At 46.1% G+C, this 13,762-nt stretch carries 8 protein-coding genes; all 8 read left to right on the top strand.

What is annotated here, in order from left to right:
* Positions 1–23 precede the first annotated feature (23 nt).
* The 8 genes from D2V93_RS02795 to uxaC all read left to right on the top strand — a co-directional run bounded on the left by D2V93_RS02795 (position 24) and on the right by uxaC (position 13,754).
* Complete coding sequence (locus tag D2V93_RS02795) at positions 24–3,023, top strand: SusC/RagA family TonB-linked outer membrane protein (RefSeq protein ID WP_119618299.1); 3,000 nt, start codon at positions 24–26, stop codon at positions 3,021–3,023.
* Between the two features lie 97 nt (positions 3,024–3,120).
* Positions 3,121–4,860: a RagB/SusD family nutrient uptake outer membrane protein gene (locus tag D2V93_RS02800; protein WP_220473613.1), complete on the top strand. Its 1,740-nt coding sequence runs from the start codon at positions 3,121–3,123 to the stop codon at positions 4,858–4,860.
* 38 nt (positions 4,861–4,898) lie between these two features.
* Complete coding sequence (locus D2V93_RS02805) at positions 4,899–6,500, top strand: glycoside hydrolase family 28 protein (RefSeq protein ID WP_119618301.1); 1,602 nt, start codon at positions 4,899–4,901, stop codon at positions 6,498–6,500.
* A 111-nt stretch (positions 6,501–6,611) separates the two neighbouring features.
* Complete coding sequence (locus tag D2V93_RS02810; protein WP_245978073.1) at positions 6,612–8,897, top strand: GH92 family glycosyl hydrolase; 2,286 nt, start codon at positions 6,612–6,614, stop codon at positions 8,895–8,897.
* Between the two features lie 32 nt (positions 8,898–8,929).
* Complete coding sequence (locus tag D2V93_RS02815) at positions 8,930–10,237, top strand: sugar porter family MFS transporter (RefSeq protein ID WP_119618302.1); 1,308 nt, start codon at positions 8,930–8,932, stop codon at positions 10,235–10,237.
* Between the two features lie 46 nt (positions 10,238–10,283).
* Positions 10,284–11,138 (top strand): SDR family oxidoreductase, encoded by an 855-nt coding sequence (locus tag D2V93_RS02820; RefSeq protein ID WP_119618303.1) that lies wholly within the window; start codon positions 10,284–10,286, stop codon positions 11,136–11,138.
* A gap of 34 nt (positions 11,139–11,172) precedes the next feature.
* Positions 11,173–12,360 carry a mannonate dehydratase gene (gene uxuA, locus D2V93_RS02825; protein WP_119618383.1) on the top strand — a complete coding sequence of 396 codons (1,188 nt, stop codon included), beginning with the start codon at positions 11,173–11,175 and terminating at the stop codon, positions 12,358–12,360.
* Complete coding sequence (uxaC, locus tag D2V93_RS02830) at positions 12,357–13,754, top strand: glucuronate isomerase (RefSeq protein WP_119618304.1); 1,398 nt, start codon at positions 12,357–12,359, stop codon at positions 13,752–13,754. The genes uxuA and uxaC overlap by 4 nt, the downstream gene beginning before the upstream one ends.
* The last annotated feature ends 8 nt before the right edge of the window (positions 13,755–13,762 follow it).

Raw genomic sequence — 13,762 nt, forward strand, 5'->3', positions numbered from 1 at the left:
CAAATTAACCAAACAAACTTTAAATGAATAAGATTAAATTAGTTTTATCGACTTTCTTTCTGATTTTATCATTTACGACATGGGCACAATCCATAACTGTGTCCGGTGTTGTGTTGGACAACAACAATACACCTCTGCCAGGTGTAAATGTCCTTCAGAAAGCAACCACCAATGGTGTGGTGACCGATTTCGATGGAAAGTTCTCCATTGATGTACCAGAACAGAACGCCACTTTGGTATTTTCGTACATTGGATTCTTGACGCAGGAAATTGAAGTGGACGGAAATCAATCCAATTTGAAAATTCAAATGGTTGAAGATGCCGCCTTGTTGGATGAGGTCGTGATCATAGGATATGGTCAGGCCAAGAAAAGTGACCTCACAGGCGCCGTCGCATCCCTGAAATCTTCGGATATAGCAAGGGCCAACCCTGTTTCCGCCGCACAAGGTATCCAAGGTCAAATGGCAGGGGTGAACATCATTAAAAGAAACAATAGACCAGGTTCAGGTCTTGACATTAGGATCAGGGGACTTAGTTCCATCGATTTCAGCAATGAACCTTTGGTTGTTATTGATGGTATTCAAGGTGCCGATTTGAACACGGTGAACCCCGCCGATATTGAAACCATCGATATTCTAAAAGATGCTTCTTCCACGGCCATTTATGGATCACGTGGTGCTAATGGTGTGGTCATTGTCACCACCAAACGTGGTACCAAGGGAAAAATGTCCTTGACCTACAATGGATATTCCGGGCTCAAAATGCCATCCTATTTGCCAGAAATGCAAAATGCCCAACAATTTTATCAGGCAAGCACTATTGCCAGGGAACAAAATGGGTACGCCGCCAAAACCTTTACATCCACCGAGATGGAAGTGTTGGCTTCCGGGAATGGCATTGATTGGGTGGACGAAGTGACCCGTTCTGCTTTGCAGACCAGCCATAATGTTTCTTTGAGTGGAGGCAGCGATAATGTCAACTATTATTTTTCCCTTGGCTACTTAAATGAAGGAGGTACCCTAAAAGACACTGATTTTAAGCGATACACCATCAATGGTGGATTGGATGGCGATGTCACGGACCATGTGAAGGTTGGGTTCACCATGAACTACACCAATTCCCTGATCAATTTAGGTTCCAGGGAGTCGCTCCGCGGAGCGTATCGGGCACGACCCACGGGGGTAGTCTATTTTGATGAGATACTTAATCCCAGCGAAAACAACGATGTGGAGCATGATGGATATGCCGTATGGATGGGCATCAATGACAAACAAGTGTTGAACCCAATAGTAGAGGCCGATAGAAGAAATTTCCAGTTGGAGACGCTCAGTTCTGATTTTAGGGGCAACGCCTATATAGAAGTGACCCCTTTAGAAGGACTGAGTCTGAAATCATCCCTCTCTGCAAGAAAATATGATGCACGGGATGGAATGTACCGTGGTACTTTCACAAAAGATCAAAGGGCAAGTTTGCCTCCAAGGGCCAACAGCAGCAACCAAATATTGACCAATTATACGCTTGATAACATCATCAACTACCAAAAAACATTTGGTAAAAGCAGTATAAATGCGACCGTGGCACAAAGTGCCTTCAAAGAAAGAGTGGAGGTAATGGGCCTCGATGTGGAAAATCTACCCTATGATTCATCGTGGTATGCCGTCAATACTGCTGGCACCATCAACTCGGTCAATTCCAATTTGACCGAAAGGACCATTTCTTCCTATATGGGCAGGCTCGTATATGGGTTCAACGATAACCGGTATCTGCTGACCGTGACTGGAAGATGGGACGGTGCGTCGCAATTGGGTGACGGGAACAAATGGGATTTTTTCCCATCGGCAGCCTTGGCCTGGAAAATCAGCGATGAGAACTTCCTAAATGACAGCGAGACCATATCGAACATGAAGATTCGGGTAAGTTATGGTACCGTGGGCAACAGCGCGGTTGACCCCTACAGTACCTTGACCAGATTGTTGCAGACACCATACGCCTTTGGCGAAGCTCCGGCATACGGTTTTGCCCCTGCCGCCTTGGTCGATAAGGATTTGGGATGGGAAAAAAGCAAGGAATTGAACATAGGGCTTGATCTCGCCCTGTTCAATAATAGGATCTCTTCCACCATTGAGGTTTATGACAGGGAGACCGTGGACCTGATTTATAGGGAACGCATCCCGACCTCACAAGGCTTTGGAGAGTTCATCACCAATATTGGTTCGGTATCCAATAAGGGAATCGAGGTGGCCCTCAACACCAGAAACATTGTAAAGGATAAAATTACTTGGTCCACTTCTGTAAATTTCGCCAAGAACATCAATGAAGTGTTGTCCATTGGCAATAATGGAACCCTTGAAGATATTGGGTCCAACCTTTTTGTGGGGCAACCCTTGAATTCCAATTATTTCTATGAGTTTGATGGCATTTGGCAATTGGATGAAGCCGAAGAAGCCGCAGTGTATGGACAGGTTCCCGGTTCTGTGAAAGTAGTGGACCAAAACCAGGACGGCAAGATCTCATCGGCCCCAGGGGAGGATGATAGGATCATCTTGGGTTCCGAACAGCCCGACTGGACCATGGGTATCACCAACAAATTTACCTTTGGTAACATTGACCTTTCCTTTTTGGCCTATACCGTCCAGGGCGTCCAATTTAGAAACAACTTTTTAAGCGGTACTATGGGAGAAGTGGGTAACGGTAGGTACAATGCCCTAAACCTGAACTATTGGACTCCGGACAACCCGACCAATGACTATTTCGGGGCTGGAGTACCCAATCCCTATAGACAGGCCATCCAATATCAGGACGCTAGCTTCATACGTATTTCCGATATTACTTTGGGCTATACCCTACCGTCCGAATTGGCATCCGATGTATTGGGAGTCCAGAATTTGCGGATATACGCCCAAGTGATCAACCCATTCATTTTTCATGATTTTGATGGGATAGATCCTGAATTCAATTCCAGCGCCTATAACGATGATGTGTCCTCGACCACGATACTATTGGGCGTGAAATGTACTTTTTAATTTAAAATAACAAGACATGTTTAGCAATAACAAATGTTTGTTCGTAGCCGGTATTTTTTCTTTGATAGTAACATTGTCCGGTTGTAACGAAGACTTTTTGAATGAAAACACAGTTTCCATTCAAACCACCGACACCTATTATACCACGTCACAAGGATATGAAGACCTTGTAAAATCATGCTATACCCTCCTAAGGGATATCCACCAGCAAAGGGAACTTGTACTTTCCGGTACCGACATCTTCACAAATGCAAATTGGACAGATGATGCGGGAGACCCATTCAACACCTATGATGTAAGGCTAAATTCCTCCATGGTCGAACTCCAGGATTTATGGGATTTGTTGTATAGGGAGATTTATAGGACAAATACCGTTATCTCCCGTCAGGAAAATGTAGAAGGCATCGACCCAGGAACATTGTCCATACGTGTGGCCGAAGCCAAATTTCTTCGGGCCTTAAGTTATTTCTATTTGGTGCAACAATGGGGCGATATACCCATGCCCATCGAAGAGGTTGTTACCTCATCCCGTGAGGTAATCAAAATAGGTTCCAGTGAAGTGTATGATCAGATCATTTCCGACTTGGAGGAAGCTGAATCGGTTTTGCCCCCAAGTAGTCTCGATTATGGACGTGCAACCAAAGGCGCTGCACAGTTTTTATTGGCCCGGGTCCATTTGACCAGAGGTTGGAATTTCAATAATGCACTGGGAGGTACTCCTACCGATTTTGAAAAGGCTCGGGAATATGCCGATCAGGTCATTTCCGCCTATCCCTTGGCAACAGAGTATTCCGATTTATTCCCACAACGATCGGAAAACCCTTTGTTCGAAACATTTCCGGCACAGGATGATCAAAATCCTGAAATTGTTTTTGCCGTGCAGTTCGTGGATGATCCCATCACCAATTTTGGAGACCCGTCAAATAGCGCTCGATTGGAAGGGAACGACTACCATTCCATATTCGGAGGATCTCCGGATATCGTAGGTTCTGAAGGAAGGACAAGTACCTATAACAGATTTCTGCAAATACACTTGGCCACACCGACCATGTATCGATTATACGATCCAACCCTTGACAGAAGGTACCACCATAATTTCGTGGATGTTCAATACGCCCTTGTGAACGTGAACAATTTTGTGCCAAATCCAGCCAACCCATCAGAGACCATCAACATTATGAGAGGGGATTCCGTGCTCTATTTTAGACCATGGAACGACCCAGCCTCGCTTTCAGAAAAAGGGTTGGATGTTGGAGGGACCAAACCCTACGCCGTGCTGAATACCGATGAATACGGTGATAACGCCCTAACCCCTTTCCATGGTATGGATATTACACCATTGATGTGGAAGTTTTGGCAACCAGGCATTGAGTATGGCGATGCCTTCGGCACCTTCGATTTTGCTTTGTTCCGTTCGGCCGAAGCCTATCTCATTGCTTCGGAAGCCATCTTGAAAGGCGCATCCAACGGAAATTTAGGAGGAGCTGAAAATTATTACAACAGCATTGTGGACAGGGCCTTGGGGACCGATAGTGGCATGACTCCCTTGCAAGCTTTGCATCCAGAAGATGTCACCTCTCTGGAAACAGTCTCTTACCGTGCCGCGGGCAACCTAACCATAGATATGATCTTGGATGAAAGGGCTAGGGAACTGATGGGCGAATACTGTAGGTGGTTCGATCTTAAAAGGACCGGAAAACTCATTGAGAAAACCCAATTGAGAAATCCAATAGCACGTCGATCGGGAACCATGGATGAAAAGCACTACCTGCGCCCATTTCCACAGGCGGAGATAGATCGTTCCGTGCCCAGGATCGACAATAACCCAGGGTATTGAGAAATCTGAGACACATCAGCCATAAACAATTCAAATCAATGAAGAATAGAGTTGGAATCACCTTTTTTGTAGTACTGTTTCTGGGCATGAACTTGCTTTGGGCACAGGAGTATATGATCACCGATTTTGGTGCCAAACCTGATGGAACCACATTGAACACCAAGGCAATTCAATCGGCCATCGACAAAGTCAGTAAAAAAGGTGGGGGAAAGATCATTTTTCCAAGTGGGGAATTCCTTTCCGGATCCATCAGCCTGAAGAGCAATATAGAATTGCATCTTCAAAAAGGATCGGTCTTGTTGGGCAGCACCAACCCTGATGATTATGGCCAGGGTGATCCCAATGGGCCGGATCTTGATAAAATCAAAGTGACTCCCTCAAGAATGGCCCTCATCGTTGCAAATAACGTCAATAATATTGCGTTAACGGGCCAAGGTACCATTGATGGACAGGGAATGGCTTTGGCCGTGACCATAGATAGTCTGCACCACTTGGGCGTTCGGCGGGTCCATAATTACAATTACCGAAGAATGCGTCCAAATGAAGGTTCGCGGCCCATGCTCTTTGCATTTACCGAATCCAAGGAAATCACCGTAACGGGCCTGCATCTCAAAAATAGCGCCTGCTGGGGTCTGTTCTTTGAACGCTGCTCGGACATGGTGCTGGACAGTCTTAAGGTCACCAACCGTGCGTTTTGGAACAATGATGGAATGGACATCACCGACTGTAAAAATGTAAAGGTCACCAATTGTGACTTGGATACCGCTGACGATGGAATCTGTTTGAAATCCCATACGCCGGGCTATTTCAACGATAACATCTATGTGGCCAACTGCACCATTCGAAGTAGTGCCAGTGCCGTCAAATTTGGCACGGCATCACATGGGGGATTCAAGAACATCACCATAAAGAACATCAAGGTCTTTGATACCTTTCGTTCGGCCATTGCCATTGAAAGCGTGGATGGAGGGGATATTGAGAATATACAAGTTTCCAACGTCATTGCAGAGAATACAGGGAATGCCATTTTTATACGACTGGGGCACCGTGCTGGAGAAAAGCCGGGGACCATCAAGAATGTGCATATCAAGGACGTAAAGGTGCAGATGCCCTTTGGAAGACCGGATATCGATTATGATCTCCGTGGTCCTGAAGTGGATTTTTTTCACAACCCATTTCCATCATCCATAGTCGGTATTCCAGGCCACAATGTCCAGGATGTGACCTTGGAGAATATCGATATCAGTTTTCCGGGACGGGCTTCAAAAGCTATGGGCTATATCCCTTTGAACGACTTGGACCGAGTGCCGGAGAAAATCAATGATTATCCTGAATTTTCCATGTTCGGCGAATTGCCCGCTTGGGGATTCTATGTTCGCCATGCTGAAGGAGTGACGTTTAAAAATGTGACCATCAATGCCCGGAATATTGATTTTCGTCCTGCCTATGTTTTTGACGATGTGCAAAATATTTCGATCACGGACAGTGATGTGGTCCCCGTATCCACCACAGACCAATTGGTCCTGAAGGATGCCAAAAACATTTCGATTTCCAATGTAAAGGTAGATGGAAGATCCATTGCCAAAATACCGGTCTATGGGATCACCCTCGGTTTAGAGGGAATTGAACCCCTTGATTAAACACAAACAAATTGGCATTTTCAGACTTCATCGGTTGAAGAAGTGCACCAGAAAAGAGATTTCCAAAGAATGAACAAATTAGGTAGTTTAAAACCCTTTTTCAGATTTTTTTTGATTGTACCATTCCTTGTTTCTGTTCAACTCGCAAAAGGGCAAAACAGCAAGGAAAAAACACCGGTAGATTTGGTGTATCCGCAATTGGATACGGAGAATTCCCGATGGTTTTTCTTCTCTTCTGCAAGCAGGCCTTTTGGAATGGTCAATTTGAGCCCCGATACGGAAACCGACGGTGCTTGGGGCAGTGGCTATCGTTACAAGGTTGATAGCATAAGGGGATTCAGTCATATCCACGCCTGGCAGCTTTCCGGGCTTTCGGTGATGCCCATCGATTTGGGGAAAATCGATATGGCAAAGACGCAGAAAGATTATTCCTCTTCCTTTGACCATGCCAAAGAAAAAGTCTCCCCAGGATACCACAAACTCCATTTGGACCGGTACGATATCGATGTGGAACTGACCAGCACCAAGAGGGTGGGATTCCATCAGTATGATTTCAATATGGAAGACGGAGCAGTCCTTATCAACCTGAGTGGCCAATTGGGGCCATCAAAAATAACGGATGGGTCATTGGAGCAAGTTGGGCCAGGGGTTTTTGAAGGAGAGCTCACCAATGCGCCGACCATTAGGAGGCCCAAACCCACAAAGGTGTTTTTTAGGATTGTCTTGGACAGGGATGTCGAGGAAGTATCGAATCCATGGGGCAATGGTAAGTTCATCCTAAAACTTAAGGGAGGTACAGGAAAGGTAAAAATGAAAGTTGCCCTTTCCTACACTTCGAAGGAAAATGCAAAATTCAACCTTGAACACGAATTGCCACACTGGGATTTTGATCGGATCGTGCAAGATTCACGACTGGAGTGGAACCAATTATTGGGAAGGATAAAGATAGAAGGGGGTTCCGAAGAGCAACAACGTAGATTTTATACGGACCTATGGCATGCACTGCAAGGTCGCCGGACCATCAGCGATGCCAATGGCCAATATCCGGACAATACCGGGGATGTCTTTAAGATTGGACAGCTTCCCCTTTCCAAAAGTGGTAAGCCCCTGTTTGATCATTTCAACTCCGATTCCTTTTGGGGTGCACAATGGACCATAAATACCTTATGGCAACTTGCCTATCCGGAAATAGCGGAATCCTTTGTCAATTCCTTGCTCCAATATTACAAGGATGGAGGTTTGGTGCCGAGAGGACCCGCAGGTGGGAACTACACCTATGTGATGACCGGGGCGAGCAGCACTCCTTTTATAGTAGGAGCGTACCAAAAAGGCATCCGTGGTTTTGATCTCGAAATGGCCTATGAAGCGCTCAAGAAGAACCATATGCCCGGTGGCATGATGGACAAGGCCGGCTATGAGCACAATACTTCGCTTGGAGGTGGCCTGGCCCATTACACAAAGGATGGCTATGTGCCCTATCCGATACCAGAAGGTAATTTTGGCTATCATCAGAACGGTCCGACCCTGACTTTGGAGTATGCTTATCAGGATTGGTGCCTTGCACAGTTTGCCAAGGCATTGGACAAAAAGGAAGATCATGGGTATTTTATGGCCCGGTCCAAAAACTATCAAAACGTATTTGACACAGCCACTGGATGGGTCCGTCCCAAAAACAAAACTGGGGAATGGCTTGAACCGTATGATCCCTTCAATCACGGAATCGGATTTTCTGAAGCCAATGGCGCACAGAACACATGGTTTGTGCCCCACGACTTAGAGGGACTCTCCGAACTCATGGGAGGAAAGGCCAAGGCGGTCGCCAAACTCAACCAACAGTTTGAGGAGGCCAAAAAACTGGGGTTCACCTCTGGCACCTCGCATGCCCAAGAGCTACATCCCGAATATTCACGAATCCCGATCAATTATGGGAACCAGCCTTCCATACAGACGGCATTCATATTCCAGCATTTGGGTAGACCTGATCTTACACAGTATTGGGCGAAAGAGGTCGCGAATACGGTGTACCAAGGATTGACCCCTGCCCGTGGATACAATGGGGATGAAGACCAAGGATTGATGGGCTCCCTTGCGGTTTTGATGAAAATTGGATTGTTTCAAATGACGGGCGGCACCGAAATGGAGCCGATGTATCAAATTACGGGACCCATCTTTGACAGGGTCGAGATTGAACTGAACCCTGACTACTATGAAGGGAAATCAATCGTGATTCAGGCAGAAAACAACGAAAAACAAAATCCCTATATCAAAACGGCAAGTTTCAATGGAAAAAAGGTGAAGGACTTCGCCTTGAGCCATGGCCTGCTGGTGCGTGGAGGTACACTTCAACTCAAGATGTCCCCTCAGCCGCCAAATCATAAAAATCATTCCAGTAATTAAAAAGGAACACATTGAAAATAAGCAATCAAAGCATGTGGTCGTTTACGGCCTCACTGGCAGGGTTTTTATTCGGATTTGACACAGTGGTCATTTCCGGGGCCAACCTGCCCATCAAAGAACTTTGGGACACTAGTCCCTGGTTCCACGGAACCTTCATCATGTCCATGGCACTTTGGGGTACGGTATTGGGATCCTTGTTGGGAGGAATCCCAAGTCAACGATTGGGGCGAAAGAAAACACTCATATGGATCGGGGCACTGTATTTTATTTCTGCACTTGGATCTGGGCTCGCCCCAGACCCGTATTCCTTCTCATTTTTCAGGTTCATTGGAGGATTGGGAGTAGGTGCATCCACAGTGGCAGGACCGATGTACATATCGGAGATATCCACGGCAAAGAATAGGGGAAGGTTGGTAGCATTGTATCAATTCAATCTGGTTTTGGGTATTTTGATTGCTTTCTTTTCCAATTACCTGTTGAAGGGTTTTGATGGGGATAATGATTGGCGTTGGATGATGGGCGTGGAAGGGATACCGGCAGCCATTTATTTCGTATCGGTCTTTTTCATACCCAATAGTCCGCGGTGGTTGGTCACGGAAAAACAGAATAAAGATCGTGCGCGGGAAGTGTTGGAAAAGATGGGGGTCGATAATGTGGAAGAAGAGCTTCAAAGGATTGAGGATGCGGAATCCATCGAGGAAAAACAGGAAGGGAGCATTTTTAAAAAGTATAGAAAATCTTTGCTGTTGGCCTTTCTTATCGCGTTCTTCAACCAACTGTCCGGAATCAATTTTGTGTTGTACTATGCTCCGGAAATTTTAGAGATTGCCGGGCTAGCCACAAAGGAATCCCTCTTCAATTCGATTGCGATTGGGGGTATAAACTTGATATTCACTTTTGTTGGGATCAGCCTCATCGATCGCATTGGAAGGCGACAACTTCTGATCATCGGTTCAGTTGGCTACATTTCCAGTCTGTTGATGATAGCCTTTTCGTTTTATGCGGATCTCGGTGCAGGCGTGCTCTTGGCTTCCATCATGGCTTTCATTGCATCACATGCCATAGGCCAGGGTGCGGTCATTTGGGTGTTCATAGCCGAAATATTTCCGAACCATGCCAGGGCATATGGCACCTCGTGGGGTACTGGGACACATTGGGTCTTTGCGGCCTTGATCACTTTGCTCGGCCCCGTGGTCATTGCTGTTTTCAAAGAAAACCCTTGGCCCATTTTTGTCATTTTCGCGGTCATGATGGTGTTCCAATTGCTGTTTGCCCTCTTCATGATGCCTGAGACCAAAGGGGTTTCCCTTGAGGATATTCAAAAAAAATTGGACATGTAAGGGTCACAACCCCCAAACCCCTTAACAATATTCAAAAAAAACAAAAATGAACAGTCCCAAATATAAAGAGTTGAAAGACAAAGTTGTGGCCATAACGGGAGGTGGTGGCATTTTAGGCAGTACTCTAGGCGCTGCTTTTGCCAGTCAGGGCGCAAAAGTCTGCATTCTGGATTTGAATATTGGATCAGCCCAAACTGTTTCGGAAAAAATCAATAATGATGGGGGCAGTGCGATGGCCTTCAAAGTGGATGTACTTGATCGGGAAAGCCTAGAAGAGGCCAAAAAGGAGATTACGAGAATATTTGGTCCTTGTGACATTTTGGTTAATGGTGCGGGGGGGAACCACCCTTTGGGGACCACTAGTGGTTCATATTTGCTTAAGGAAGACCTACTCCAAACAACAAAGGACTTTAAGACATTCTTTGACTTGGATATGGAGGGAATTCAATTTGTGTTCAATTTGAATTTCATAGGGACCCTTTTGCCTACACAGATTTTTTCAAGGGAAATGGTTGGGCGCACAGGGTGCAGTGTTTTAAATATTTCTTCAATGAACGCCTTTACCCCACTTACGAAAATTCCGGCCTATAGCGGAGCAAAAGCAGCTGTATCAAATTTTACCCAATGGCTTGCCATACATTTTTCAAAAGTAGGCATTAGGGTCAATGCGTTGGCCCCTGGTTTTTTTCTGACCGAACAAAACCGAAATTTATTGACTAAACCTGAAGGAGGTTTGACCTCTAGGGGGGCCAAAATAATAGATCAAACACCCATGGGCCGTTTCGGTGAACCAGAGGATTTGGTTGGCACGACATTGTGGTTGATCAGCGAACAGTCAAAATTTATAACCGGTATAGTGGTTCCCATAGATGGTGGGTTCAGTGCTTTCAGTGGTGTATAAAAAATCAAGTAGAAATTAAAAAAAATAAATGTTTATGGCCTTAGAACAAACATGGCGATGGTATGGACCAAAAGACCCTGTCCCCCTTGCCGATATTAAGCAGACCGGGTCAACCGGCATTGTAACTGCATTGCATCATATTCCAAATGGAGCTGTTTGGACCATATCGGAAATTGATAAAAGAAAAAGGGAAGTCGAAGCCTTTGGACTCACTTGGTCTGTAGTAGAGAGCATACCTGTGCATGAGGATATTAAAAGGAGAAAGGGGAAGTATGGAGAGTACATAGCGAATTACAAGCAGAGTATTGAAAACCTTGGGGCATGTGGGGTGGATACGGTATGTTATAACTTTATGCCCATCCTGGATTGGACCCGAACCGATTTGTCCTATAAAATGCCCGATGGTTCCTTTGCCCTCCGTTTTGATGCCATTGAATTTGCGGCCTTTGAACTTTTCATCCTGGGCCGGGAAAAAGCCTTTTCCCATTATCCTGATGTTGTGGTTGTGCAGGCTATGGACAAATTCAATACCATGGATGAAGAGGCCAAGGACAGCTTGGTCCGGAACATCATTGCTGGATTGCCTGGTGCCGAGGAGGGCTATACCTTGGAGCGGTTCCAGCAAGCTTTGGACAGCTATCGGGACATCGGTGAAGCGGAACTCAGGCATAACCTGTACAGCTTTGTCAAGGACATAGGTGTGTCGGCGGAAAAGGCCGGGGTGTTTTTGGCAATCCATCCCGATGATCCCCCATACCCCATTTTGGGATTACCGCGAGTGGTGAGTACAGAGGAAGATGCCAGGGAGCTACTGGCGGCATATGATAGCCCCCACAATGGACTGTGTTTTTGTACGGGTTCATATGGCGTGAGGCCAGACAACGATTTGGTGGGGATGGTTGAGCGCTTGTCGGAAAGAATCAACTTCATACATCTGAGAAGTACCAAAAGGGATGCACTGGGTAATTTCTTTGAAGCCGACCATTTGGACGGCGATGTGGACATGTACGGTGTAATGCGCCAATTGCTCAAAGAACAATGGGTGCGTAAAGAAAATGATGCAAGGAATCAACGCATGCCAATGCGTCCAGATCATGGGCATCAAATGTTGGACGACATCCATAAGAAAACGAATCCAGGGTATTCTGCCATAGGACGACTTCGGGGGCTGGCCGAACTAAGGGGGCTGATGTATGGTATAGAAAAAACCGCAGGGCAATGACATTCATAAAAGAGCGTTTTTTGCTGGAGACCCCACAGGCGGAGGAATTGTACTATGGCTATGCCAAGGAAATGCCCATCATCGATTACCATAACCACCTGTCACCCGAGCATGTGGCCAAGGATCACCAGTTCAAAAATCTCACCGAGGCTTGGTTAGCAGGCGATCACTATAAGTGGAGAGCCATGCGGGCTTGCGGTGTTGATGAGGCTTTTATAACAGGGGAGGCATCGGATGGAGAAAAGTTTCAAAAATGGGCCGAGACCGTTCCCCATACCCTCAGAAACCCCTTGTACCATTGGACCCATCTGGAGTTACTGCGTTACTTTGGGATCGAAGATTTACTTACCGGATCCAACTCAGGCAGAATTTTCCAGTTGACCAAAGCACAATTGCAGGAAAAAAGCCATGGTGCCATTGGACTTTTACAACAATTCAATGTGGAGGTGATCTGCACTACCGACGATCCCATAGATAATTTGGATCACCATCGTAGCATATCGGAAATGGCCATTTCGCCAAAAATGCTGCCGACCTTCCGTCCGGACAAGGTATATGCCATTGGGGACCATAACGCCTACAGGAAGTACTTGGAACGGTTGGGGGATGTTTCCGGAATCCAAATAGCAACTTATCAGGATTTGATTATGGCCCTTAAGTCAAGAGTGGCTTATTTTCATGAAAATGGTTGCCGACTTGCCGATCATGGTCTGGAGCAATTGTACCATTTTCAGATGAACACCTATGATATCGAGACCCTTTTTCAAAAGGTGATGAAGGGAACACCCTTGGAAGCGGAAGAGATACGATACTTTACATTTGAGACCTTGGTCCATTTGTGCCGGGAATACCATGGACGGGAATGGGTGCAGCAATTCCATTTGGGTGCGCTGCGCAATACCAATGGGTCAAAATTGGTCCAGCTGGGACCTGATGCCGGATATGACTCCATCGGAGATTTCCCGCAGGCCTGTACCCTTGCCCGATTTTTAGACACTTTGGAAAATACAGGACAACTTGGTAAGACGATCCTCTATAACCTTAACCCTGCTTTAAACGAAATTTTTGCCACAATGGCGGGCAATTTCAGTGAGGGAGGTGTACGTGGAAAAATACAAATGGGTGCGGGATGGTGGTACAATGATCAATTGGACGGCATGGAAAGACAACTGAACGCAGTATCGAACATGGGGCTGCTGAGCTGTTTTGTGGGCATGCTCACGGATTCCCGAAGTTTCCTCTCCTTTCCCAGGCACGAATACTTTAGGAGATTGTTGTGCAATATCCTGGGCAATGACCTAAAAAAAGGGTTGTTGCCAAACGATATCGACTTTATGGGCGGCTTGGTGCAGGACATCTGTTACCGCAATGCTAAGAATTATTTTAAAGTATAGGATGACTA

Origin of the sequence: Flagellimonas taeanensis (genome assembly GCF_003584105.1) — a bacterium.
GTDB lineage: Bacteria > Bacteroidota > Bacteroidia > Flavobacteriales > Flavobacteriaceae > Flagellimonas > Flagellimonas taeanensis.